Below are 24,532 nucleotides of genomic sequence, written 5' to 3' on the forward strand. Positions count from 1 at the left end.
CTTTTCTACTTTCGTTCACTATCGTATTTTCTTCACAAATCATTGATCTTTTATTTCATGTGATTTACTTAACTAGAGACCCCTACGAAGTGTCAAATCATTATACAAGATTTCATTTAGTAATGTCGACGGATATAGTCTGCTAAAAAGGAATACACACCGAGACAAAAAAGAGCTCCTAGCAATGAAGGGATGAGGTAGAATCCTTTGATCGAGGGACCTAATTCACCAAGAACAAATTCTCCTAACCAGCTTCCTAAAAAACCGATCACTACATTTCCAGTGACACCGCCAGGTACATCCTCATTTAAGATCAATCCAGCGAACAGACCTAAAACGCCACCAACGATCAAAGTCAGAAAAAAATAAAGCATCTCGTTCCCTCCTTAAAAAATACACCTTTATTTTACGTTATTTTGAAAATTAGACCAAAGATTATGAATAGCTTTTATCCAAGTAAACTTTCCAGAGGGATTTTAGCTATAAAAAGAAGGAGTAAGACATTGTCTCACTCCTTCTTTTTCAATGTAGCAAAAACAAGTATTTTTCACTGGCGTAGGCATTTCACCCTTCAGATTACTCTTTTTGCTATTTTATCGTTTGAACGATTATTTTGTTTCTTTTTCAGAACCATCTTCTGTTAACATCGCTTTTCTAGAAAGATTTACGCGACCTTGTTTGTCAATCTCAGTTACTTTGACAAGGACTTCATCACCCAATTTGACTACATCTTCTACTTTATTGACACGGTCATTTGAAAGTTGAGAGATGTGAACCAATCCGTCTTTTCCTTTAATCAAGTTAACGAAAGCACCAAATTTTTCAATACGAACTACTTTTCCTAGATAAACCTCACCGACTTTTACTTCTTTGGTTAAGTCTTCAATGATCTTGATTGCTTTTTGGATCATTTCTTTATCAGATGAAGCAATACTTACTTTACCATCTTGATCGATATCGATTTTCACACCAGTTTCTTCAATGATACCATTGATTGTGTCGCCACCTTTACCGATCACATCTTTGATCTTCGCAGGGTCGATTTGGATCATTTCGATTTTCGGTGCATATGGGCTTAATTCTTCACGAGGTGCTGCAATCGTTGAAGTCAATTCTTCTAAGATTTCCATACGTGCTTGTTTTGCTTGGGCTAGCGCTTCTTTTAGGATTTGTTCTGTAATCCCTTGGATCTTAATATCCATTTGTAGAGCAGTTATCCCATCTTTAGTTCCAGCCACTTTAAAGTCCATATCTCCCAGATGATCTTCTAATCCTTGGATATCTGTTAAAATCGTATAGTTTTCGCCATCTGAAACAAGTCCCATTGCAATCCCTGCAACTGGTGCTTTGATTGGTACACCGGCATCCATCAATGCTAATGTCCCAGCACAGATACTTGCTTGTGAAGAAGAACCATTCGATTCTAAAACTTCTGCCACTAAACGGATTGTATAAGGGAAATCTTCTTCTGAAGGAATCACTTGTGCTAGCGCACGTTCACCTAAAGCACCATGTCCGATTTCACGACGACCAGGTGATCCCGCACGCCCTGTTGAACCAACAGAAAATTGTGGGAAGTTGTAATGGTGGATGAATCGTTTGCTAACTTCTACTCCCAGTCCATCAATAATTTGGTGTTCACCTAGTGGCGCAAGCGTACAAGCAGATAATGCTTGAGTTTGTCCTCGAGTAAACAAACCTGAACCATGCACCCGTGGCAACAAGCTTACTTCTGAAGCTAGTGGACGGATTTCGTCCAATTTACGCCCATCAGGACGGATCTTGTCGATCGTGATCAATTCACGAACTACATCTTTTTCTAAGTCCTCAGTAATTTGTTTTACTTCTTTTAGTAATTGATCTTCCTCTTCATGCCCGATAAATTTTTCGGCATAAGCTTCACGAATATCGATTTTTACTTGTTCGATATTGTCTTCACGAGCTAGTTTTTCTTCTGTCATAACAGCCGTTTTCATCGTTGCATAAGAAGCATCAAAGATTTCTTTTTTCAAATCTGCATCTACTTGTAACAAAGAAACTTCCATTTTCTCTTTGCCGACAGCTTGGACGATTTCTTCTTGGAAAGCAACTAATTCTTTGATTGCATCAAAACCAAATAGTAATGCTCCAAGCATATCTTCTTCAGAAACTTCTTTCGCACCACTTTCAACCATGTTGATTGCTTGTTTTGTACCTGCAACACTTAGTTCAATATCTGTTTGTTCCGCTTGTTCAACTGTTGGATTCAAGACATATTCGCCATTCACACGGCCGACTTCGACACCAGCAATTGGTCCATCAAATGGAATATCTGAAATTGATAATGCTAAAGAAGAACCTAGCATTGCAGCCATCGCAGGTGAACAATCTGTTTCAACACTCATCACGATGTTGGTTACTTGAACTTCGTTACGGAAGCCATCCGCAAACATTGGGCGGATCGGACGGTCGATCAAGCGAGCCGTTAAAGTTGCTTCTGTACTTGGACGACCTTCACGCTTGATAAATCCTCCAGGAATTTTACCGGCAGCATACATCTTTTCTTCATAGTTGATCGTCAACGGGAAGAAGTCAGTATCTTTTGCTTCTTTTGAAGCAACTGCCGCACTTAAAACTACAGTATCTCCATAGCGAACTAAAACTGCTCCGTTCGCTTGTTTTGCTAATTGACCGACTTCGATTTGTAAGGGACGGCCTCCCCATGTCGTTTTGAATATTTGTTTTTCTGACATAATTACTCCTTTTCTTTCTCGTGAAAGCAAGACGCTACTAAACAAATGAAAACCGCCAAACGTCGCTTATCCAGCTTTCATTTGGTTAGTAGGAGTCTATCATGCTTTTTTCGAGAATGGTTGTATTAGGTATTACAGTAAAAAAAGTGAGATTCATTTGAACCCCACTCTTTTTGTCAAAATTAACGGCGTAGACCTAAGCGTTTGATCAATTCGCGGTAACGTTGTACATCAGTCTTACGTAGGTAAGCTAACAAGTTACGACGGTGACCAACTTTTTTCATTAGGCCACGGTATGAATGATGATCTTTTTTATGCATACGTGCATGTTCATTCAAGTGGTTGATTTCTTCCGTTAATACAGCGATTTGTACTTCTGGAGAACCAGTATCCCCTTCATGGCGTGCATAGTCTTTGATGATTTCATTTTTACGTTCTTTTGAAATTGCCATTTCTTTCACCTCTTTCGATTATTCCCCTGTGACTGAGTAAAACGTTGGTGATTCGCTTAACCAAGTAACAGGCGATATGCCTTACGCATACAGCTATACTTTACCTGAATCTACGGGAGAAATCAAGTGAAGAATCATTAAGAAAATTTAGTTTTTAAACAAACTTTCTCCTACTTTTTAAATTTTATGTTAAACTATAATGCGAAAATAGACGTATAACTGTCTAAAAAGAAAGGGGTACATATTCCATGATCACAATGGATAATATCATCCGTGAAGGAAATCCTACTTTGCGGGAAGTAGCTGAAGAAGTTGCTCTCCCATTAAGCAAAGAAAATATCGACCTAGGAAAAGAGATGCTCGAATTCCTGAAAAATAGCCAAGATCCAATCAAAGCGGAAGAATTAAACTTACGTGGAGGGGTTGGTTTAGCTGCTCCTCAATTAGATATTTCTAAACGCATCATTGCTGTACACGTGCCAAGCCCTGATCCAGAAGTAACAGAACCCACGCTAAGTACGGTAATGTATAATCCAAAAATCCTTAGTCACTCAGTTCAAGATGCTTGCCTTGGCGAAGGAGAAGGCTGTTTATCTGTTGACCGAGAAGTACCTGGCTACGTAGTCCGCCACGCTAAGATCACGGTTTCTTATACAGATATGAATGGCGAGAAACATAAAATCCGCTTGAAAAATTATGAGGCAATCGTTGTCCAACACGAAATTGATCATATCAACGGCGTGATGTTCTACGACCATATCAACGAAAAGAATCCATTTGCCCTTAAAGAAGGCGTATTGGTGATTGAATAAAAATGATTGAAAGTTGTATTTCAATCTAAATGATTCGTAAGAAATTGAACTAAAAAGCAATATCTTCGGAAATCGCTACTCATTTTTTCGAAGATGTTGCTTTTTGACGTGGGGAGCCCCACTCCTTTTTTATATTACTAAGAATCAGCGATGTGTTCGTTGTCCATTAAACTGGTTTCTGTCTTTACTATGTCTATTTTCTCCCAACTTTTCTTCTTGTCGTTCAAGTTTACCTCCCGCTCTAGTTGTGCCTTCTACTATCTTTTTCTGCCCTAGATTCTCTGGAGATGGGCTTAACGTCAGATTCTTTTCCAACTCCAATAGGTCTATCTTGTTTGTTTTTGCCCAACGTTTTATTTCACCAATCATTTCCATCCATTTGTCTAACTGTTGTTCTCCGTTCTGTTGCGCATAGCATTGATTCTCTCGCTGAGCACGAAGTTGCTGAGTCAAGATTTTTAATTGATCTTTGCGTTCTCCTATTAGCTCATCTTTTTGCATTAATTGATTTTTAGTAATTTCTGTCTCTAATTCAGAATTTGATACTTTTAATTTATTGATCCCAACTTTAATTTTTTCAATTTGACCTTCTATTTTTTTTAATACATGTACTATTTCTGGAGTAGTTTTGCATTTTATATTTTCAATTATTGTTTCTGCTTCAGATCGTAACGCAAGATCTTTCTCGCATCTTTTTCTAGCCATCAAATTAAAGAGCGTGGCATTATTACTCGGCAATTGTTTTATTTTATCCTCAACTGTATTTTTATCATATAGATCAGGTTGTATCAGAACAGCCTGCGACTTGTATATTTCCACCACGAAACTTTTCCACTTCTCTAATTCTTTTTTTGCAGAATATGGGGGCCGCCAGTCAAATTCAGAAGAGTTTAATTCGATTTCTTGTAGTTTTGTTTGTATTTTAACTATTCGTTCTGCCACTGCTCTTAAAAATGCATTTATTTCTGAAACAGGTCGCTTATTCACCTCATCTTGTAATTTATCTGCTTGTGCTCTAAATTCTAGATCCTCTTGGCAAATGGTAAGGTTCTTTGTTAAGAGAGCCTTTGTACGCCCACTTCTATCGAAATCCGATCCCCAGTTTTCATCGAACCAACTGATCGTTTTTTCAACGGTGCTTTGTTCGTATAAAAAGGGGAATTCTATTATATTTCTTTTCCGCTTTTCCAACATTTCAATACTCTTTAATTCAGATAGCAACTTTATTGTACCCCTTCCAAAAACTAGTTTGTTGTTCCAGTACTTTATCTCCAAAATTTTTTGTCTTTAATTCATTGATACGCTGTTCTGCTATATTTGCATATTCAGCAAGCTTTTCTTTCGATAGATAACTAAGATCTTTCTGTACATAATTTTTCATAGACAAGCGTTGAGATTGTTCTTTTATTAGCTTAGATTGAGCATCCTCCCCTTTATTTAGGAGGCTTATTTCAGTCTGATTTTTATTTGAACATGCATTGAATGTTGCTATTCGTAAGTTAGCTTGCTTTAAATTTACGCTAATTTCATCATCCAAAAAGCGAATCACATCTTCAAACTGACAGATCCATCCTATCATGCGCTTCAACTCCTATATTTTATTTATGTCACGAATGCTTCTGTAAGAAGTAGTATCAAAAAACAAATTCAGCTACAAAACTTCCTATTGTCCCATTTTACTTAGAAAATGAAACTAGTTTCTTCCTTCTTTTTCCCAAAAAATAAAATAACTGGTACGATTCGTAAATGGATAAATCATACCAGTTATTTATTATTTAATGTTCTTATATATTCAGCCCAGGCAACTCTGCTCTTCATTAGCCTTCATAGAGAATTCCTGCTTTTATCAACTGTTGCTTAATCGTTCTCAACACGTTGGGATCTGGATAACAGATGGTATGCAAATGAATCTCATCGGTGAGTTCAGATAACAAAGAGGCATTACTTTTTTATAGCGTTTCATAAATAAATCAATTTCTTGAGCTGTTTGGATGTGAAGCATGCCTGTCAACACATCATATAAGGGATGTTCTACAATATTATTCTCTTAGCGTAACGATCTTACCTTGACCCTTTCAGATATGATGACCAATTTTGATCCGTTTGGCATACTCGCTGCATTACTCTCTTTGACTTCCTGGATTTGATTCTGCTTTTTGTGGTAAAGGATATGCTCTTGGAGATGAAGGATTCTGTCTTGTGTTTTTTACCTGTCGTACCTCTTCCATACTTCTTAATGTCTTTTTTTGTTGTTCTAATTCGTTGAATTTTCCACTAACTTCCTTAATTAATTGATCCATAAGCTTATCCTTCGAATTATCTAAGTTTTCAATCATTGATTCCTTTGACTTCCTATCTATTTCTGCTCTGCCTTCAATTTCCAGAATACGCTCATTCAATAGGAAAAGTTCTTCTAACTTTTGTTTGATTAAAGACGGAATTGGATTGACAATTCCACTTGTTTTGTTTAACTCGTTGAATTTGTTACTAATTTCCTCAATATCCTGATTCTTAATTCTTTTTAAGGATTTAATGAGTTTTTCTCTTGCGTAAGTTCTTACTTCTCCTCTTTCTAATTCTTGAATTCCTCCTTGAGATATGAAAATTCCTTCTATTTTTTGATAGATAAAAGGCATATTTGGATTTACTGTTCCACTTGTTTCTAGTGTATTATTTTGTGGATTTACTTCTTTTTGGTCTCTCTCTGCTATGTTTTCTTGGGTGTCTGCGGTGGCTTCAGTCTTTTCCCCATTACCTTGAACTGTTTTGCTAGTGAATTTATCCATTTGGTTTAACTCCTTTACTTTAGTATGTATTAAAAACATCTATTGCTAAACTTGGTTCCCACTATTTTTTTATTATGTAGAAGAATAGTGCTTGAATTATTCATATTCCGTATTATTGTAATTTATAAATAAAATAGTCGAACGCTTATTTTTTCAAAAAAATAAAATAACTGGTACGATTCATAAATGGACAAATCATACCAGTTATTCACTATTTAATGTTCTTATATATTCATCCCAGACTACTCTGCTCTTCATTAGCCTTCATAGAGAATTCCTGCTTTTATCAACTGTTGCTTAATCGTTCTCAACACATTAGTATCTGGATAACGGATGGTATGCAGATGAATCCCATCGGTCAGCTCAGATAACAACGTAGCATTACTTTTTTTATAGCGTTTCATAAACAATTCAATTTCTTGAGTTGTTTGGATATGAAGCATGCCTGTCAACTCACCATATAAGGGATGTTCTACAATGACATCTAAAACTTCGCCACCAGCTTCAACGATCAAGCGCAACTCTTCTTCTGTTTGCTCACGACCATGTTGGACAGCAATCTTGCTCACTAAGCCGTTCTGTGTTTCATTGGTTTCAAGTACGTAGCCTCTTGCCGTTGCAATAATAGTCGCACCTGATGCTCTCAACAACGCAATATCTCCGACAATAATTTGACGGCTCACTTGAAACCGTGAAGCGAATTTGCTGGCACTGACCGGTTTTTCTTCATTTGCCAGGGTATGCAGAATCTCTTTGCGCCGTGCTTCTCCATCAATCATCCACTTTCTCCCCATTCAATTCATTTTGATAATCACGAGAATGTTTCATCAGATCGATATATGTCGCTGTGATCGTTTCTTTATATTTCGTATTTTCTAACCGACTAGCGATTTTTTCTAATACTTCTTGCTCCCTTTTTTCGTCATAGACTGCTTTTTTCGATGCTTGTTTGGTTTCGCCAATTTTCGTTACCGTGTCCATACGTTTTTCTAGTAATTTGACGATTTGTTGATCAATCTGATCGATTGTTTGACGTAAGTCTTCAAGTTTTTCTGGTTGTTGATCTTCTAATATTTTTTTGATTACTCGAGCAGGATTACCTGCAATCACTACATTATCAGGAAAAGATTTAGTTACAACAGAACCCGCTCCAACTACGACATTGTTTCCTAACGTAACACCTGGCGTAATGATCACACCACCACCAAGCCAGACATTATGACCAATTTTGATTGGTTTCGCATATTCTAAGCCACTATTTCTTTTCACTGGATGAAGTGGATGGGTGGCTGTATAAAGTTGAACATTTGGAGCAAACATGCAATTGTCGCCGATTTCGATCGTACTTACATCTAAAAATGTACAGTTGTAGTTCGCATAGAAGTTTTCACCTACACGAATATTGTAACCATAATCAAAATTGATCGTTGGCTCCATGTAGATTTTTTCTCCCGTTTTTCCAAAGGTTTCTTTTAGTAATTGAGAACGTAGCTCTGCTGTTTCTGCTTGGTTGATGATCGTACTTTGGCTTCTTGCGTATTGACGATCCGCTACTAATTCCGGATCATTAGCAAAATATAATTCGCCAGCAATCATTTTTTCTTTTTCTGTTCTAATGGTCATAATTTGCTCCTTTTGATAATTTTTCAAATACTATAGCACCGTCCGTTTGCAGAAAATCATATTCTTGGTCTAACTGGATTGGCTCTTGGTTGATTACTAAGATTTGAGACTTCGTATTACGAAATTGGATTAAGTCACAAAACGGGTGTACTTGAAAACTCGTTCCGACGATGACGATCAACTCTGCTTGTTGAACAGCCGATGTTGCTCGCTCTATGACTTCATCATTAAATCCCTCCCCATACAACACGATATCTGGTCGAATTTGTCCCCCACATGTTGCATGTTGATCTGTTTGTAAATAGGTTTCCCAAGAAACGGTGTTCCCACATTTCCTACAATAGCAATGATAAAGATTTCCGTGAAAATTCACAAGTTTTGGACTTCCCGCTTTTTCATGTAATCCATCGATATTTTGGGAAACTACCCAAACTTGCTTTTTTGAGGCTAACTTTGCCATTTCTAAGTGAATAATATTTGGTCTTGCTGTTGGATGATAGATTTTTTTCACAAATGAATAAAATTTTTGTGGCTCATTGTTCATTGCTTCATGACTTAGAAGGTATTCGGGTTGTTCCAATCCATGATAGATTCCTTTTAATGATCGATAGTCGGGAATACCAGAAGGCGTTGATACCCCAGCGCCAGTTAGGAAAGTGATTTTTGAACTAGTGGCTATTGTTGCTACCGCTTCTTCAACGGTTACTTTTTTCATTTCCTTTCACCTCTCTCTTATTATACATCTATCTTTCGTTTATTGATTGATCGTACTTTTTATTCAAACGATTTCATTTTTTGAGAAACATCTCACAATATAGACTGACAAACCAATGAAAACGTGCTACAATACTGCTAGATTCTTCGGTATGATCATCACTATTGCTATCTAATAGTACGATAAACCAAGCATATAGAACAAAAGTGAGGTGAGTTGGTATGGTACCATCCATTATTTACTGGGGCGTGATTTTAGCTTGTATCGCCTGGTTAGCATTAAGTATTTATTTTTCAATTTTTTACCTTGCTCGTAAAGAAAATGGAAATCTTTGGGCATTTGCATTTTTCAATGTACTTGCTGCGATCGTTTTAGCGATTACCTTAGTTATTTTCCGAACATGGGGTTGGGGAATCACTCAATATTCAAGTCTGATTTATCTAATATTGGCTATTTATGGCGTAACGATTATTCTTCAAGCAATCTTAGGTCGTGAAAAAAAAGTAGTTAGTAAAACAGCATAATATACAGAAAGTCAGGATCGAAAATGATTGATTGGGTCAGCTATTGCTAAGCAGCTCATCTTTTCGACTGCTTTATTTTATATAATAAGTAGGAATTAGGACACTTAAATAGATTCGTGTCCTAATTTTTATTTATTTAATGAATAATTATTCTTTTACAACTCTCGCTCTTTTTGAATATCATTTTTCTTATTTTTTGTATAATTATAGAAATTTTCTATAGCTATCAATACTTCACAAGAAAACTTCTGTTATAGATTGACAAAGTGCTTTGTCTATCGTAAACTATTTTTTGTATAAATAACTGAATACGAGATACCTCAATCAATGAGGTAGAGGTCGCGAGAATCATTAACCCTGTGGAGTGAAGCAAACACCGTGAAGCAGGACTAGGGAAGATCGCCGAAATGTACTCTTCTTTGCTTGAAGTTTACGTTGGGACACAAGTTAAGAGCTTGTGGACTGTCTTAGCAGTGATGCTAAGTTGCGCTATGTTTTGTGAGAGGTTTATCACTTTTGTGAAATGTTAGCGACCCTTTTATATTCTTGAAGCGGTCGTTTTTTATTTCTCCTGATAAGCTACTGCAACGCATTTGTTTAACCGCTCGTAAAAAAATTATGCGTAAACAGTTAATTTGATAAGTACGTCTATCTGACAGTAAAATCAAGTTAGCTGAAGCGGAACTTCGCCCGTTTCATTCCTGATGAAATCGTCGAGCCGTATGTGTAAAAAGAAAAGGAGAAAGATTATGAAAAAAAGTTCAGTTACACTTACCCTATTGATGGCATTTATTTTTTCATTCTTCCCTGTAGGAAGTTTCGTGAATGCCGATGAGAAAACACCAACAGATGAGTTCCGTGTAGGTATGGAAGCGGGGTATGCCCCTTTCAACTGGTCACAGCAAACAGATGCCAACAACGCTGTACCGATCCAAGGTCAAAAAAGCTATGCTGGTGGTTATGACGTCCAAATTGCCAAAAAAGTTGCGGATGGATTAGGGAAAAAATTAGTCATCATGCAAACCAAATGGGATGGATTAGCCCCTGCGTTACAATCTGGCAAAATCGATGCGATCATTGCTGGGATGAGCCCCACAGCAGAACGTAAAAAAGAAATTGATTTTACCGATCCTTATTATGAATCACAACTTGTTGTAGTCGTCAAAAAAGATAGTAAATATGCCAATGCAAAAAGTTTGGCGGATCTATCAAATGCTAAGATTACTGCTCAATTGAATACTTTCCATTATAATGTCATCGATCAAATTCCTGATGTGCAAAAGCAACAAGCAATGGATAACTTCTCTGCGATGCGTACCGCTCTTGCTTCAGGTATGATTGATGGTTACGTCAGCGAACGACCTGAAGGGGTAACAGCAACTAGCGTCAATAAAGATTTAAAAATGTTAGAATTTACTGGTCAGAATGGTTTTCAAACAAATCCTGAAGATGTCCAAATCGCTATTGGAATGCGTAAAGGTGACCCAGATATCCAAAAAGTTAACCAAATTCTTAGCGGTATCTCTCAAAAAGAACGTACAGAAATTATGGATCAAGCAATCAAAGATCAACCCGCTTCAACAAATACAGAGGGAGAAAAAGCTGGTTTGTTCACTGATTTCAAAACGATTTGGGATCAATATGGGAATATGTTCCTTCGTGGTGCAGGACTTACGTTATTTATTGCATTGATTGGGACAGTTATTGGAACTACCTTAGGCTTGTTGATCGGTGTTTTCCGTTCTATTCCTGAGTCTGACAATGCCGTGACACGTTTCTTCCAAAAGTTAGCAAATTTACTACTATCGATTTATATTGAAATATTCCGTGGAACACCAATGATGGTTCAAGCTATGGTCGTCTTTTACGGATTAGCATTAGCCTTTGGAATCTCCCTTGATCGTACGATTGCTGCCTTATTCATCGTATCGATCAATACTGGTGCTTATATGACTGAAATCGTCCGTGGTGGTATTTTCGCTGTCGATGAAGGACAATTTGAAGCAGCGCAAGCAATTGGTATGACACATGGACAAACAATGCGAAAAGTAGTTGTTCCTCAGGTCTTACGTAACATCTTACCTGCGACCGGGAATGAATTTGTTATCAATATCAAAGATACAGCAGTCTTAAGTGTTATTGGTGTAGCTGATCTATTCTTCCAAGGGAACTCTGCTGCAGGAGCAAACTTCCAATTCTTCCAAACATTTACAATCGTAGGTATCATCTACTTGGTTATGACCTTTACGATTACCAGAATCTTGCGTGTAGTGGAGAAAAAAATCGATGGTCCTTCAGCCTATACAAAAATTGAAGAAGTTGACAACGCCAACTTGCAGGAATAAGGAGGAAGAATCATGAGTGAAGAAATCATTAAAATCAATCATTTAAGAAAAAGCTTTGGTGAAAATGAAGTATTAAAAGACATCAGCATGGATATCCATAAAGGTGAAGTTGTAACCATCATTGGTTCTTCTGGCTCTGGTAAATCAACTTTCTTACGCTGCATCAACCTTTTAGAAAAACCTACTGGTGGCGAAATTATGTATAATGGCGAAAATATTCTTGCGCCAAAATATAACTTGCCTAAATATCGAACAAATGTCGGAATGGTATTCCAATCGTTCAATCTTTTCAATAACATGAATGTCTTAGAAAACTGTATGTCTGGTCAGACGACTGTCTTAAAAAGAAACAAAGACGAAGCTCGTAAAGTCGCTCTTGAAAATCTAGAAAAAGTTGGAATGGAACGTTATATTGAAGCCAAACCTTCTCAATTATCAGGTGGTCAAAAACAACGTGTGGCAATCGCTAGAGCCCTCTCAATGGACCCAGATGTAATGTTATTTGATGAACCAACCTCAGCACTTGATCCTGAGATGGTCGGAGAAGTATTGAATACCATTCAAGACCTAGCTCACACTGGTTTAACGATGATTATCGTGACACATGAAATGGAATTTGCAAAAGATGTTTCTGATCGTGTCATCTTCATGGATAAAGGTGTTGTTGCTGAAGAAGGAACCTCTGATGATATTTTTGTTCATCCAAAAGAAGAACGTACCAAAGAGTTTTTATCACGTATCTTAAAAAAATAGAAGAAAGCCTTTATCCGAAACGACAGGTTCGTTTTGATAAAGGCTTTTCCTTTTTTGGGAAATGATTCACTATTTTCTCATATTTATCTGCAATCTATTTGAACACCATTCATTAATTCATCAGTCAATCAGTCCTCTCTTCTTAGATTGATTGGTCTGATTGCATTTGTTTGAAAATGAATTTTTGAATATTTTCTGAATTAAGTTGTAATTTTTAGAAAATTCTATTAATATAGAAATTATCAAATTTTTTAGTTAGGATGATTAAACAATGGTTGAAGAGCAACAAGAACTACAGCGTGGACTTAAGAATAGACACGTTCAATTGATTTCGATTGGTGGTGCGATCGGAACAGGTCTTTTCTTAGGAGCAGGAAAAACGATTCAATTAGCTGGTCCCTCTATTTTACTGGCTTATCTTATTACCGGGTGCGTTTGTTTCTTTATTATGCGTGCCTTAGGTGAACTTTTATTATCTAATACAAATAATCATTCATTTCTTGATTTTGTTGCAGAATATCTTGGAAAAAAAGTTGCTTTCGTAACAGGTTGGACTTATTGGTTTTGTTGGGTTGCGATCGCCATGGCGGATTTGACAGCGATCGGGATGTATGTCCGTTACTGGGTTCCAGGAGTCCCACAATGGCTTCCTGAATTGATCGCTCTGATTTTACTGCTTGGTTTAAACATGGTGGCTGTTTCACTATTTGGTGAATTAGAATTTTGGTTTGCTTTGATCAAAGTCGTTTCCATTATTGCATTTATTATCGTTGGTATTTACATGATTCTTACCCATTACAAAACAAGTGCTGGACCTGCTAGTATCACCAATCTCTGGTCACATGGCGGCTTTTTCCCAACTGGTACGAAAGGATTCATTCTTTCCTTTCAGATGGTCACATTTGCCTTTACAGGAATCGAATTAGTCGGTTTGGTTGCTGGTGAGACCAAAAACCCTGAAAAAGTCTTACCCGAAGCTATCAATAATATTCCTATTCGAATCATTCTTTTTTACCTTGGTTCTTTGTTCGTTATCATGTCTATCTATCCTTGGAATAGCTTAGATGCGAACAACAGCCCATTTGTCGAAGTGTTTTCAGAAATTGGGATCACCGTAGCCGCTTCTTTGATTAATTTAGTCGTATTGAGTGCTGCGGCTTCTGCTTGTAACAGCGCGATCTACAGTACAGGACGTATGTTACGCTCTCTTTCACAAGAAGGTAGCGCGCCTAAAAAATTCCGTCAGTTGACTTCTCACCGTGTACCAGGAAATGCGTTAGTTTTTTCAACTATTGTGATTTTTATTTCCGTTATCCTAAATTATGTGATGCCTAGTGAAGTATTTACACTCGTCAGCAGTATTGCGACTACTTGCTTTTTATTTATCTGGGGAATACTCGTTTACACTCACTTAAAATATCGTAAAAGTATGTTAGGTAAAAAAGAGCATACGTTCAAAATGCCTTTTTATCCTTATAGTAATTTTCTTGTTTTTGCCTACATGATTTTCATTTGTCTAGTTTTATTTCTTGGCAAAGACACACGTATTGCCTTACTCTTAACTCCTGTTTGGTTTATTGGGTTATTGATCATTTATCGAATGAAATACGAGAAACAATCACTTTGAAATACAGACAACAATCCATACTAAAAAAAAATAGATTGATAAAAGTATGTTAGGACTCTCTTTTTTATAAGCCGCAAAAAATCTTTAGAATATGAGATTGAGACAAAAGTGTTTCGCATCAAGAATAAGAAGGAATTTCCGAAGATGCCACTTTTGTCTCACCATTTATTCGGTTTTAGAGCTTCTAGAAGCGACTGAGGCAAGTTTTGGCTCAGCCTCCAGATTTTTTACATCTCCCCTTCAATTACTCTCTCACAGAACCACTCAGGATATAATGATTATTTCAACTCAAGATCAATACTTTATACTCATTATTTGATTAGAAAAACATTGCTAAACTACGTTATTTTTGTTACTTTAAAAAAAGTATAAATAAGTAAAGGAGAAATCTATGACAAAAAAATTGACGTTCAAAGAAAGTATGTTTATCGGTTCAATGTTATTCGGTTTATTTTTTGGTGCTGGTAATTTGATTTTTCCCGTTCACATGGGACAAGAATCTGGCTCTGCCGTTTTCTGGGCCAATCTTGGCTTCTTAGTAACTGGGATCGGACTACCTTTTTTAGGTGTAATTGCCATCGGTGTTTCAAAAACATCAGGGGTTTATGAATTAGCAGAACGGATCGGCAAAAAATATGCTTTGGTTTTTACTGTTTTGCTTTACCTCGTCATCGGACCGTTTTTCGCCTTACCAAGATTAGCAACTACCTCTTTTGAAATTGGTTTAGCTCCATTTATCCAAGCCAAGCAACAACATGTATTTTTAGTTATTTTTAGTATTTTATTTTTCTTCACTGCTTGGTGGTTATCCAGACGGCCTACTAAAATCCTTGATTATGTAGGAAAATTCCTTAATCCTGCCTTTTTGATTTTACTAGGAATCTTGTTGGTACTTGCTTTTATTCATCCATTGGGTGCAATCGATCAAGCTACTGTCCAACCTAGTTATCAAGAACATGCTTTCTTTACTGGTTTTACTCAAGGATATAATACGTTAGATGCACTTGCTGCCTTAGCATTTGGTATCCTTATTGTTACTACGATTCGCAATATGGGCGTAACAAAGCCTTCTGAGATTGCTAAGGATACGATCAAATCTGGTGCAATCAGTATCGTTTTGATGGGAATCATCTACACATTACTTGCTTATGTGGGAACAATGAGTCTCGGTGGATTTGCTTTAAGTTCAAATGGCGGGATCGCACTAGCGCAAATCGCAGATCATTATTTAGGAACTTATGGCAGTATCTTGCTCGCTCTTATTGTGATCCTTGCTTGCTTAAAAACAGGGATTGGACTAATCACTGCTTTCGCAGAAACCTTTACCGATCTGTTTCCTAAAAGAAATTACATTGTATTTGTGACACTAGCTAGTGCACTTGCTTGTTTGGTCGCTACTGTGGGATTGACAAATATCATCCAAATTTCATTACCTGTCTTGATGTTTATTTATCCTTTGGCAATGACCTTGATCTTACTCGTTCTTGTGGGTCCATTGTTTAAACAACGTCCTGCTGTTTACCGCATGACCACTTATTTTACACTAATTGCTTCAATTTTAGACGGTTTAAATGCTTGCCCAGACGGAATCAAGCAAACCAGCTTTGTCAAAACGTTGTTAGACTTCGCAACGAATTATCTGCCATTCTTTAAATTAGGAATGGGTTGGATCGTCCCAGCATTGATTGGTTTAGTAATTGGCTTGATTTGGAGTATGGTTAAAAAAGAAACACCTGTTGTAGAGTAACGGCATCTAGAACGATCCTTCTTTTAAAAGAAGGATCGGTGTGCTAACCTCACTTCTGTGAAATGAACAGAGCATATTTGAAGTGACTTTCCATTATTAGATTGCATCTAACAGTAGAAAAGTGCTTCAAATATGCTCTATTTATATATACAAGAAGGAACCTGTGTATTTTTACTTCTATTTTCGGCTCTGGATTTTTTACTAAGTCATTAGAATCAACAGATAACTGACAAAATTACTTTTTGAATGAATCCATTGGATGTATTTAACTATTTAGTCAAATGGCTAGCAGAAATATATTTTCCTAAAAAAATTACCAACTTCCAAAAACTTTCGTCACAAAAAATTCACAACTCCTGAGTAATATATAAGCATACCAACAAACAACCCTAACAACACTTTTTCATTTTTAACTCCTTATCCTGCTAGCTCCCCGGCTAGCAGGACTTTTTTATTGAACTAGAAATGGCTGAGACAAACCTGAAAAATAGTTTTGTCTCAACCATTTTGTGTTTTAGTTTATCTATCACCAACCAGCTAGCTTTTGTCATTCCTAGTAGTCTTGCCAAATTTTCAAAGTATCATTCTTGTTTTTCGTTTTATCTTATCAAAAAAACTGCCAATTCATCCAAGTAGAACTATGAAAACCTGTAAAGTAATAGAGGCATAGATAAATTACCCAAATACTACCAATTAAGACATCGATTCGTTTTCCAACTTTAGATTTTACTGATTCTCCCAAGCCAACAAACACCATCATCAGATCAATCAAAAATAAATTTAATGCGTTTGTATAATAGTTATCCAAATCTGGAAATAGGACGAACACTATATTTAAAGAAACAACGATTGCAGCTGCAGAAAGGAATAAAGAATCAAATATATTCCATCCGGCTATCTTCCAATTTTTGGTCATATAATTAATCAAACGATTCTTTGGCACCCATAACACCTCTCTATTGATTGATACATCTATCCTCATGACTTAATTATGTACTGCTCTAATATTGATTTTAAGTTTTCTCTTCGCCAACATCATATGAAAAAAAGCAAAAAGCGACGGAAAATGAAGAATCTATTCCATCGCTTTTTTTGCTTCTATTTAGATAACCGCTCTTGATCTCCTGCTGGAGAAAGACTGGTGATTTTTTCGATTTGATCAATTGGAACCATTCGTATTTGTTGTTCCTTGTTTTGTAGGCGAATCATGACTACTTCTTTTTCAACATTTTTTGTAGCTACCCAGCCTGAAATCGTTTCGTACTTATTACTTTTTCGATTGGCTCTTACTTGTAAAATCACTAAACTATGTTGAGTAGCTGCTTTTTGCAGCTCTAAAACAAACTTTCCTTGCAAACGTACATTCTCTGCTATTTTTTCAGTGTCATTTACAAAAGAATCAAAAAGCTGATACGACGTATGCGTGACTAACTTGGTCAATTTCTTCATTGGTGATACTGTTTCTTCGTTCATTGAATGCACTCCTCCTTTAGCTAAGAAAGTGTTACTTAATTAACTATATTCTACCTAAGATTTAACGAAATAACAAGAATATTATCTATACTGAGCAACAAAAAGAAAGCGTTACCTATATAGATATATCGTTATTTTATTTATCTTTTTTCCATTCTTGCATCCAATACTTGAGCCCTTCAGTCAATAATTGGTAAGTTTCATCAAAGTTATCGGTATAGTATGGATCAGGAACATTTTGTGTTTCTTTTCCAGGAACCCGACTTAAAAATAAATGGATCTTATGTTGTGCGTCGGTCGGTGCCATCCGTTGTAAATCCTCTACGTTAGATTGATCCATGCCAATGATCCAATCAAATCGTTGAAAATCTTCTTCTGTGATTTGGCGTGCAATCATTTGACTCGTATCCACGTTCTCAATTTCTAAAATTTTCTTTGTTCCTTTATGAGGTGAACGCCCCACTTCATAAGTGCTTGTCGCTGCAGAATCAATCAAAAATCGATCAGATTGTCCGTCTTCAGCTACCATTTTCTTCAACAAACCTTCTGCCATTGGTGAACGGCAAATATTTCCTAGACATACAAATAAAACTTTCGTCATGTTTGCTCTCCTTCTAATCATTTGTTTCCAGCTCTTCTTTTGCATACAACCGATAGGAATATAATTCTGTATCTTTGGCTAAGCGGAACAATTGGACAGCGATTTCTAGAGGCGTCTCTTCGTAATCATGTGTAATCCAATTGATTAGAACCCCACTACATCCATAAGAAAAAAAACGAGCATAAAACAATTTGTCCGCTTTTGATAACTGCTTTTCTTCATCCATTTGATCAAAAATCTTAATAAATGATTGCTGGATAACAGCAGTAAACTCTTTTTGTAGTATTTCTTGGTCAGATGTAACAGTGTTCGCATAAAATTCTTTTTGTGCAGCAATTGCCTTCAACATTTTTAATGCTTGCTCTTCCCAGTTGTCTAAAGAAAGAGAATGAGGATCTAAATAGCATAAACAATCTTCGTAATACACCCATCGCAACAAATCGTATTTATCTGTAAAATGGTAGTAAAATGTTTGGCGATTGATGCCTGCCTCATGGGCGATTTTCTGTACACTGATCTTTTGAAAAGACTGCTTTTGACATAAATCAATCAATACGTTTTTAATCAATTGCTTAGTATGCGGTGTATCGCCCATCTCATCATCTCCTATCTTCTTTACAAAGACTTCTAGTTCTACGATTTTCTTGAAAAAGTATTTATATGGACAGTCGATTCAAGTATCCTTTTTTATACTTGATAATCATATCCAAAATGTTCATAGGCATATGGTGTGGCGATCCTTCCACGAGGTGTCCGTTTCAAGAAACCTTTTTGGATCAAAAAAGGTTCATACATATCTTCAACAGTTTCTCTTTCTTCACCAATATTGACAGATAACGTACTCAATCCAACCGGTCCGCCACCATATAATTCAATCATCGTACGTAATAGTTTCTGATCGACATAATCCAAACCTGCCTGATCGACTTGTAACAACGTTAATGCTTGATCGGCAATGGTTTGATTGATCTTGCCATCTCCCTGTACTTGTGCAAAATCACGTACCCTTTTTAACAAGCGGTTAGCAATCCGTGGTGTTCCTCTTGAACGTCTAGCAATTTCCAGTGCACCTTCTTCAATGATCTCTGTTTGAAAAATATCAGCAGAACGAATCACGATTTCTCTTAAATCAGCTTCTTCATAATATTCCATATGAGAAATGATCCCAAATCGATCACGAAGTGGCGCTGAAAGCATACCTGCACGAGTTGTTGCGCCAATTAATGTAAAAGGTGGTAAAGGAAAATGAACAGGATGAGCAGTTGGTCCTTGTCCAACCATGATGTCCACGTAAAAATCTTCCATGGCAGAATAAAGCATCTCTTCTGCTACTCGAGGTAATCGATGAATTTCATCAATAAATAAAACATCGCCAGCTTCTAACTCATTTAAAATAGCGACTAGATCTCCAGGTCGCTCGATTGCGGGACCACTAGTTGTTCGTATATTGACTGCCATTTCATTCGCAATCACCATTGCCATTGTCGTTTTCCCTAATCCAGGCGGACCATATAACAAAACGTGATCCAATGGTTCTTCCCTGTGACGGGCAGCTTCAATATATATTTTGAGTTCCTGTTTCACTTTCTTTTGACCAATATATTGGGAAAGTAACCGTGGACGGAGGGTCTTTTCTAAACTTAATTCATTCTCGCCCGTTTCAGGGGATAATAACTGTTCATCGGTCATCGTTTTCCCTCCTTATTTTTTCATCATTAATTTTAAAGCTTGGCGTAAATATTCATCTGTTGTGAGATTTTCTACTTCTTTTAGTTGTTTCTCGACCCGTTTGACCTCTTTATCACTATATCCAAGTGCCGATAAAGCTTCCATTGCTTCTGATAATGCCGTCGCATCTTGTGCTGTACTTTCATCAAATAAATTGAAGGGCGTATCGATACTTAATTCGCCAAATTTTCCTTTTAAATCTAAAATCATTTGTTGAGCTGTTTTTTTACCCACACCAGGGAATTTGGTCAGATAAGTCACATCCCCTGTTTCAACCGCTTGAATCAATCCTGAATGATCATCACTAGCCATAATCGCTAAGGCACTTTTTGGTCCAATTCCTGAAACACTAACTAACCTTAAAAATAATTGTTTTTCTTCTAAAGAATCAAATCCGTACAGAAGATGTGCATCTTCTCGAATGACCTGATGGACGTAAAGTTTGATTTCTTTGTTTAGCTTACTACTATAACGATAGGGATTGCCTAATGCAATTTGATAACCGATCCCATTTGTTTCGATTACTAAATAATAAGGATTGATAAAGGTTACTACACCTGTAAGATATTCATACATCTGTTATCCTCTTTCTTTCACACACATATGTTCGCATATTTTCTTCCATTGTAGCATACTTTTTCTTTTGAAAAAAGAGAACAGAAGATCGAGCTACGCTTCTCCTTTTTAACATAAGTTTATCAAGGTTTTTAGGATAAACATTTTTTGCAAGAGATTTTAATTTGAACGATCAGAGTTTCAGCACTTTCCTCAAAACAAAGGATCAATATTCAGGAAACAACGCTTCAATAAAGATAAATAAGAAAAAACCTTGAAACAATCAAAAATTGTCTCAAGATTTTTTACCCAAAAATAAAGCTCTTCCTTATTCAACTTGTGATAGATATTCTCCATATCCTTGTTCTTCCATTTCTTCATATGGAATAAACTTTAAAGCCGCAGAATTGATGCAATAACGTAGTCCGCCTTTTTCAGCAGGACCATCATTGAATACATGCCCTAAATGAGAATCTGCTTGACTGCTTCGCACTTCCACTCGGTGCATACCATGAGAAAAGTCGGCCTTTTCTTTAATATCTTTTCTAGTGATTGGTTTACTGAACGCCGGCCAGCCACATCCCGCATCGTATTTTTCGGCTGAGCTAAACAATGGCTCCCCACTGACAATATCGACATAGATCCCTTTTTCATAGAAATCATCATATTTCCCACTAAATGGTCTTTCTGTTGCGTTTTCTTGCGTCACAGCATATGAAATTGGAGATAATTCCTCTTTTAAATCACGCTCATTTTTCTTGAAATCGCCCACTAAAAACGCCTCCTTTTTCTTTTAATCATAACGACAAAAGTATCAGAAGCAAACATTCTGCTCATAGTAATAATTGCTTAGACTTTACGACGTCTAGCAAACTCGACGAAACGAAATTTATCTAAACGGTGAATTGATTCTGTATACTCGAAACACCTTGTATCTTCGAGGTGAACCAGTCCTCTTACTACCACGACATAGCGATCTCCATGTAGATCCATCATCTCTTCGATTTCAGGAGTTACTTCTTCAACGGTAATTTCTTTCTGGGCGTAAGCAATCGTTAGTTGCAATTCATTTTCAAAGTATTCGTAGATCGAGCCAGCAGCTTGTGTTGCTGTTAAAGTTGGTACCACATTTTTTAATAAATAATCACGATCTAATATGACCACTTCTCCATTGATTTTCCTTTGACGAATCAAATGCCAAACCGGCGTTTTTTTCTTCCAGCCTGTTATTTCACTCAATGATTGGTCCACTTCTGTTTCTTCGATTAATTGAACGATGGTTTCACTTGGGATTCGTTGTGTTTCCTGTAATTCTTTGTAGCTTGTTAATCCTGCAATTGGAAAATCAAATCGATTGCGGTCTAAAACAATCGAACCCTTTCCTTGTTTCTTTTGGATATAACCTTCAGTCGTTAACAGGTTAAGCGCTTTTCGAATTGTTTCTCGTGAAACACCATAAATTTGAATCAGCTGATTTTCACTAGGGAGCAAAGTATGCGGAGGGTATTGTTGATCCAAAATTTTTTGCTCTAAATCTAAAAAAATTTCATTAAATTTATTCATTACATTTCCTCCACTTAATATTCAATTTCTTTTATTCGCATATAAACTATACTACAGCTTTTTTGTTATTTCAATCGCCCCCTCTTTTCACATATCCCTACACTAAGCCAAGTGTAACGATTACATTTTTTCATTTTTCGCTTGTAAAACGCTTGCAATAGCAGGAAGAAACAAGTATAGTATGGATAAGATAACTTGTGTATACAAGTTTAAAAAGAAAGGGGTTTATTCCTATGGCAAAGTACCAAGCAGATGCTGAGAAACTGTTAAAGGAAATTGGTGGAAAGGAAAATATTGCTGCAGTTAGTCATTGTGCCACTCGGATGCGCTTTGTCTTAAATGATCCAAAAAAAGCCAATGAAGAAGCAATCGAAGATATTCCTAGTGTGAAAGGGATGTTTACCAATGCTGGGCAATTCCAAGTCATTATTGGTAACGATGTTTCAACCTTTTACAACGACTTCGTTGCTGTATCAGGTGTTGAAGGCGTATCCAAGGAGCAAAGTAAAGTTGCTGCTAAACAAAATCTCCACCCTGTCCAACGAGCAATCGCTGTTTTGGCAGAAATTTTTACACCATTGATTCCAGCCATTATCGTAGGGGGACTGATTTTAGGTTTCCGGAACGTATTAGAAGGAATCCAATTTGAAAGTCTTGGTGGAACAATTGTTGAACACTCTCAATTTTGGAACGGCGTAAACGGCTTTTTATGGCTACCTGGCGAAGCAATTTTCCATTTCTTACCAGTTGGTATCACTTGGAGTATTGCGAAAAAAATGGGCACTACACAAATATTAGGAATTGTTTTAGGGATTACGTTAGTTTCACCGCAATTATTAAATGCCTATAGTGTCGCATCAACAGCTGCGGCTGATATTCCATTTTGGGATTTTGGTTTTGCTCAAGTTGATATGATTGGTTATCAGGCACAGGTCATTCCAGCGATGCTTGCTGGATTTATGTTAGCTTATCTTGAAATTTTCTTCCGTAAATATATTCCACAGTCGATTTCTATGATATTTGTTCCATTGTTCTCTCTACTCCCAACAGTCTTAGCTGCCCATGTCATCTTAGGGCCTGTGGGTTGGACAATCGGTAGTTGGATCTCAAATATTGTTAATACTGGCTTGACTTCTTCAATCAGTTGGTTATTTAGTGCCGTCTTTGGTTTCTTATATGCACCTTTAGTAATCACCGGCTTACACCATATGACGAATGCCATTGATATGCAATTGATTGCCGATTTCGGCTCTACGAATCTTTGGCCAATGATTGCTTTATCAAATATCGCACAAGGTTCGGCAGTTCTTGCGATCATCTTCTTACATCGCGGAAATAAAAAAGAAGAACAAATCTCGATTCCAGCAATGATTTCTTGTTATCTAGGGGTAACTGAACCTGCAATGTTTGGGATCAATCTAAAATATGTTTACCCATTTGTTGCCGCAATGGTTGGTTCAGGTTTAGCTGGAATGTTTGCCAACTTGATGAATGTACGTGCTAATGCAATTGGTGTTGGTGGACTACCTGGTATTCTAGCTATCCAAGCAGAAACTTGGGTTCCGTTCATCATTTCTATGATCATTGCAGTTATTGTTCCATTTGGTTTAACCGTAATCTTCAGACGTCAAGGGATCTTAAATAAAATCGATCCTGCTGTACCCGTAGAAGACACAACTGGCTTACAACTACAAACAGCTGATGGAAACAACGTTTCACCACAAAAATTTGAAGCTGCCAATGCAACAGCAGTTTCTGCTCCGACAGAAGAGTTATTCGCTGTAGCAGATGGACAAATCAAGGAAATCACCGAAGTAGCAGATCCTGTTTTTGCTCAAAAAATGATGGGTGAAGGTTATGCTGTACTACCTTCCAACGAAAAAGTTTATGCTCCAGTCGCTGGTAAAGTAACAAATATTTTTGATACACAACATGCGATTGGTCTTTTAACTAATGAAGGTCTGGAAGTTCTCGTTCATATGGGTCTAGATACTGTCGAATTGAATGGGCTACCTTTTACGATCCATGTAAAAGAAGGCGATTCAGTCACGCCAAAAACACAACTAGCCGACATGGACCTCACAGCAATTGAGCAGGCTGGGAAGAAAACGGACATCTTAGTTGTATTAACAAATAATGAAAAAGTTGCTGCCTTAACATTAGATCAAACAGGTCTCGTTCGTCATAGCGAAAAAATTGGAAAAGCGCAACTAAAATAAAAAATACTACTGTATAAAAATAACCTGAAAAAATTCTTTTAGTGAATTTTTTCAGGTTATTTTTCACTCTTTAAGCGTTGGTACTTTCATCAACACTTTAGTCAGTTTGATCGTCACTATGCTTAAAAACGACAAAAAGAAATAGCCGTCACTTTAGCAGAGTATGGCTATTTCTAAACCAAAATAAAACTTTGCCACCGTCTTTCGCGGTGCTGTCTAGAGGAGTTGTTAGCGCAACTCCTCTTTCATTTTCATTATACCAATTCCTTCAGGTATC

The 24,532-nt window shown here is 36.9% G+C and carries 24 protein-coding genes, 1 pseudogene and 1 riboswitch; of the genes and pseudogenes, 7 read left to right on the forward strand and 18 right to left on the reverse strand.

Features of this window, described 5'->3' with window-relative positions; all coding sequences use genetic code 11:
- Nucleotides 1-116: 116 nt before the first annotated feature.
- The 3 genes from AB3H93_RS11095 to rpsO form a co-directional block, all read right to left on the reverse strand.
- Nucleotides 117-374, reverse strand: a complete 258-nt coding sequence (locus tag AB3H93_RS11095; protein ID WP_010720351.1) for a GlsB/YeaQ/YmgE family stress response membrane protein — start codon at nt 372-374, stop codon at nt 117-119.
- A 234-nt stretch (nt 375-608) separates the two neighbouring features.
- On the reverse strand, nt 609-2,732 hold the full coding sequence (gene pnp / locus AB3H93_RS11100) for a polyribonucleotide nucleotidyltransferase (protein WP_063626433.1): 2,124 nt from the start codon (nt 2,730-2,732) through the stop codon (nt 609-611).
- A 182-nt stretch (nt 2,733-2,914) separates the two neighbouring features.
- Complete coding sequence (gene rpsO / locus AB3H93_RS11105; RefSeq protein WP_010720353.1) at nt 2,915-3,184, reverse strand: 30S ribosomal protein S15; 270 nt, start codon at nt 3,182-3,184, stop codon at nt 2,915-2,917.
- Between the two features lie 248 nt (nt 3,185-3,432).
- Between rpsO and def the strand changes: the two genes are divergently transcribed.
- Nucleotides 3,433-3,996, forward strand: coding sequence for a peptide deformylase (gene def, locus AB3H93_RS11110; protein WP_010720354.1), 564 nt, complete (start codon nt 3,433-3,435; stop codon nt 3,994-3,996).
- Nucleotides 3,997-4,140: 144 nt separating this feature from the next.
- Here def and AB3H93_RS11115 read toward each other — a convergent pair whose 3' ends face one another.
- The 7 genes and pseudogenes from AB3H93_RS11115 to AB3H93_RS11145 all read right to left on the reverse strand — a co-directional run bounded on the left by AB3H93_RS11115 (nt 4,141) and on the right by AB3H93_RS11145 (nt 9,120).
- Complete coding sequence (locus AB3H93_RS11115; RefSeq protein WP_368020577.1) at nt 4,141-5,217, reverse strand: hypothetical protein; 1,077 nt, start codon at nt 5,215-5,217, stop codon at nt 4,141-4,143.
- A complete protein-coding gene (locus AB3H93_RS11120) occupies nt 5,207-5,575 on the reverse strand; it encodes a hypothetical protein (protein WP_257007352.1) in 369 nt (122 codons plus the stop codon). Before AB3H93_RS11120 ends, AB3H93_RS11115 begins: the two co-directional genes overlap by 11 nt.
- A 238-nt stretch (nt 5,576-5,813) precedes the next feature.
- Nucleotides 5,814-6,034, reverse strand: a pseudogene (locus AB3H93_RS11125) (3H domain-containing protein); the annotation flags it as partial.
- A gap of 82 nt (nt 6,035-6,116) precedes the next feature.
- Nucleotides 6,117-6,782 (reverse strand): hypothetical protein, encoded by a 666-nt coding sequence (locus AB3H93_RS11130; protein ID WP_096708582.1) that lies wholly within the window; start codon nt 6,780-6,782, stop codon nt 6,117-6,119.
- 257 nt (nt 6,783-7,039) lie between these two features.
- Nucleotides 7,040-7,561, reverse strand: a complete 522-nt coding sequence (locus tag AB3H93_RS11135) for a transcription repressor NadR (protein ID WP_034698694.1) — start codon at nt 7,559-7,561, stop codon at nt 7,040-7,042.
- Complete coding sequence (locus tag AB3H93_RS11140; RefSeq protein WP_223603318.1) at nt 7,554-8,408, reverse strand: chorismate mutase; 855 nt, start codon at nt 8,406-8,408, stop codon at nt 7,554-7,556. Before AB3H93_RS11140 ends, AB3H93_RS11135 begins: the two co-directional genes overlap by 8 nt.
- Entirely contained in the window at nt 8,395-9,120 is a 726-nt protein-coding gene (locus AB3H93_RS11145; protein WP_010736844.1) for an NAD-dependent protein deacylase, read from the reverse strand. Before AB3H93_RS11145 ends, AB3H93_RS11140 begins: the two co-directional genes overlap by 14 nt.
- Before the next feature lie 221 nt (nt 9,121-9,341).
- Here AB3H93_RS11145 and AB3H93_RS11150 point away from each other — a divergent pair, with 221 nt between their 5' ends.
- The 5 genes from AB3H93_RS11150 (at nt 9,342) to brnQ (ending at nt 16,116) form a co-directional block, all read left to right on the forward strand.
- Nucleotides 9,342-9,644, forward strand: coding sequence for a hypothetical protein (locus tag AB3H93_RS11150; RefSeq protein WP_010736843.1), 303 nt, complete (start codon nt 9,342-9,344; stop codon nt 9,642-9,644).
- Between the two features lie 325 nt (nt 9,645-9,969).
- Nucleotides 9,970-10,144, forward strand: a riboswitch (Lysine riboswitch).
- Between the two features lie 249 nt (nt 10,145-10,393).
- Entirely contained in the window at nt 10,394-11,989 is a 1,596-nt protein-coding gene (locus AB3H93_RS11155) for an ABC transporter permease subunit (RefSeq protein ID WP_081128330.1), read from the forward strand.
- A 12-nt stretch (nt 11,990-12,001) separates the two neighbouring features.
- Nucleotides 12,002-12,742 (forward strand): amino acid ABC transporter ATP-binding protein, encoded by a 741-nt coding sequence (locus AB3H93_RS11160; RefSeq protein WP_010720365.1) that lies wholly within the window; start codon nt 12,002-12,004, stop codon nt 12,740-12,742.
- A gap of 271 nt (nt 12,743-13,013) precedes the next feature.
- The gene (locus tag AB3H93_RS11165) at nt 13,014-14,369 is read left to right on the forward strand and encodes an amino acid permease (RefSeq protein WP_010736842.1); all 1,356 of its coding nucleotides are present in this window, start codon (nt 13,014-13,016) and stop codon (nt 14,367-14,369) included.
- 391 nt (nt 14,370-14,760) lie between these two features.
- Nucleotides 14,761-16,116, forward strand: coding sequence for a branched-chain amino acid transport system II carrier protein (gene brnQ / locus AB3H93_RS11170; RefSeq protein ID WP_010736841.1), 1,356 nt, complete (start codon nt 14,761-14,763; stop codon nt 16,114-16,116).
- Between the two features lie 607 nt (nt 16,117-16,723).
- Here the strand turns inward: brnQ and AB3H93_RS11175 are convergent.
- From AB3H93_RS11175 to treR, 8 genes are all read right to left on the reverse strand, one after another.
- Nucleotides 16,724-17,059 carry a hypothetical protein gene (locus AB3H93_RS11175; RefSeq protein WP_096708586.1) on the reverse strand — a complete coding sequence of 112 codons (336 nt, stop codon included), beginning with the start codon at nt 17,057-17,059 and terminating at the stop codon, nt 16,724-16,726.
- Nucleotides 17,060-17,214: 155 nt separating this feature from the next.
- Nucleotides 17,215-17,589 (reverse strand): hypothetical protein, encoded by a 375-nt coding sequence (locus tag AB3H93_RS11180; protein WP_010720369.1) that lies wholly within the window; start codon nt 17,587-17,589, stop codon nt 17,215-17,217.
- A 136-nt stretch (nt 17,590-17,725) separates the two neighbouring features.
- The gene (locus AB3H93_RS11185) at nt 17,726-18,190 is read right to left on the reverse strand and encodes a low molecular weight protein-tyrosine-phosphatase (protein WP_081128334.1); all 465 of its coding nucleotides are present in this window, start codon (nt 18,188-18,190) and stop codon (nt 17,726-17,728) included.
- A gap of 13 nt (nt 18,191-18,203) precedes the next feature.
- On the reverse strand, nt 18,204-18,785 hold the full coding sequence (locus AB3H93_RS11190) for a TetR/AcrR family transcriptional regulator (RefSeq protein WP_010720371.1): 582 nt from the start codon (nt 18,783-18,785) through the stop codon (nt 18,204-18,206).
- 92 nt (nt 18,786-18,877) lie between these two features.
- The gene (ruvB, locus tag AB3H93_RS11195) at nt 18,878-19,879 is read right to left on the reverse strand and encodes a Holliday junction branch migration DNA helicase RuvB (RefSeq protein ID WP_010720372.1); all 1,002 of its coding nucleotides are present in this window, start codon (nt 19,877-19,879) and stop codon (nt 18,878-18,880) included.
- Nucleotides 19,880-19,891: 12 nt separating this feature from the next.
- Nucleotides 19,892-20,494, reverse strand: a complete 603-nt coding sequence (gene ruvA / locus AB3H93_RS11200) for a Holliday junction branch migration protein RuvA (protein WP_010720373.1) — start codon at nt 20,492-20,494, stop codon at nt 19,892-19,894.
- A gap of 307 nt (nt 20,495-20,801) precedes the next feature.
- On the reverse strand, nt 20,802-21,245 hold the full coding sequence (msrB, locus tag AB3H93_RS11205; RefSeq protein WP_034698687.1) for a peptide-methionine (R)-S-oxide reductase MsrB: 444 nt from the start codon (nt 21,243-21,245) through the stop codon (nt 20,802-20,804).
- Nucleotides 21,246-21,322: 77 nt separating this feature from the next.
- Nucleotides 21,323-22,036 carry a trehalose operon repressor gene (treR, locus tag AB3H93_RS11210; protein WP_010720375.1) on the reverse strand — a complete coding sequence of 238 codons (714 nt, stop codon included), beginning with the start codon at nt 22,034-22,036 and terminating at the stop codon, nt 21,323-21,325.
- A 233-nt stretch (nt 22,037-22,269) separates the two neighbouring features.
- Here treR and treP point away from each other — a divergent pair, with 233 nt between their 5' ends.
- Complete coding sequence (gene treP, locus AB3H93_RS11215) at nt 22,270-24,255, forward strand: PTS system trehalose-specific EIIBC component (protein ID WP_181914755.1); 1,986 nt, start codon at nt 22,270-22,272, stop codon at nt 24,253-24,255.
- The last annotated feature ends 277 nt before the right edge of the window (nt 24,256-24,532 follow it).

The organism is Enterococcus sp. C74 (assembly GCF_040887125.1).
Classification (GTDB): domain Bacteria; phylum Bacillota; class Bacilli; order Lactobacillales; family Enterococcaceae; genus Enterococcus_B; species Enterococcus_B hirae.

Coding starts and splice junctions, on each gene's coding strand:
- AB3H93_RS11095 (WP_010720351.1), bottom strand. CDS start 374: ATGCTTTATTTTTTTCTGACTTTGATCGTTGGTGGCGTTTTAGGTCTG.
- pnp (WP_063626433.1), bottom strand. CDS start 2,732: ATGTCAGAAAAACAAATATTCAAAACGACATGGGGAGGCCGTCCCTTA.
- rpsO (WP_010720353.1), bottom strand. CDS start 3,184: ATGGCAATTTCAAAAGAACGTAAAAATGAAATCATCAAAGACTATGCA.
- def (WP_010720354.1), top strand. CDS start 3,433: ATGATCACAATGGATAATATCATCCGTGAAGGAAATCCTACTTTGCGG.
- AB3H93_RS11120 (WP_257007352.1), bottom strand. CDS start 5,575: ATGATAGGATGGATCTGTCAGTTTGAAGATGTGATTCGCTTTTTGGAT.
- AB3H93_RS11130 (WP_096708582.1), bottom strand. CDS start 6,782: ATGGATAAATTCACTAGCAAAACAGTTCAAGGTAATGGGGAAAAGACT.
- AB3H93_RS11135 (WP_034698694.1), bottom strand. CDS start 7,561: ATGATTGATGGAGAAGCACGGCGCAAAGAGATTCTGCATACCCTGGCA.
- AB3H93_RS11145 (WP_010736844.1), bottom strand. CDS start 9,120: ATGAAAAAAGTAACCGTTGAAGAAGCGGTAGCAACAATAGCCACTAGT.
- AB3H93_RS11150 (WP_010736843.1), top strand. CDS start 9,342: ATGGTACCATCCATTATTTACTGGGGCGTGATTTTAGCTTGTATCGCC.
- AB3H93_RS11155 (WP_081128330.1), top strand. CDS start 10,394: ATGAAAAAAAGTTCAGTTACACTTACCCTATTGATGGCATTTATTTTT.
- AB3H93_RS11160 (WP_010720365.1), top strand. CDS start 12,002: ATGAGTGAAGAAATCATTAAAATCAATCATTTAAGAAAAAGCTTTGGT.
- AB3H93_RS11165 (WP_010736842.1), top strand. CDS start 13,014: ATGGTTGAAGAGCAACAAGAACTACAGCGTGGACTTAAGAATAGACAC.
- brnQ (WP_010736841.1), top strand. CDS start 14,761: ATGACAAAAAAATTGACGTTCAAAGAAAGTATGTTTATCGGTTCAATG.
- AB3H93_RS11180 (WP_010720369.1), bottom strand. CDS start 17,589: ATGAACGAAGAAACAGTATCACCAATGAAGAAATTGACCAAGTTAGTC.
- AB3H93_RS11185 (WP_081128334.1), bottom strand. CDS start 18,190: ATGACGAAAGTTTTATTTGTATGTCTAGGAAATATTTGCCGTTCACCA.
- AB3H93_RS11190 (WP_010720371.1), bottom strand. CDS start 18,785: ATGGGCGATACACCGCATACTAAGCAATTGATTAAAAACGTATTGATT.
- ruvB (WP_010720372.1), bottom strand. CDS start 19,879: ATGACCGATGAACAGTTATTATCCCCTGAAACGGGCGAGAATGAATTA.
- ruvA (WP_010720373.1), bottom strand. CDS start 20,494: ATGTATGAATATCTTACAGGTGTAGTAACCTTTATCAATCCTTATTAT.
- treR (WP_010720375.1), bottom strand. CDS start 22,036: ATGAATAAATTTAATGAAATTTTTTTAGATTTAGAGCAAAAAATTTTG.
- treP (WP_181914755.1), top strand. CDS start 22,270: ATGGCAAAGTACCAAGCAGATGCTGAGAAACTGTTAAAGGAAATTGGT.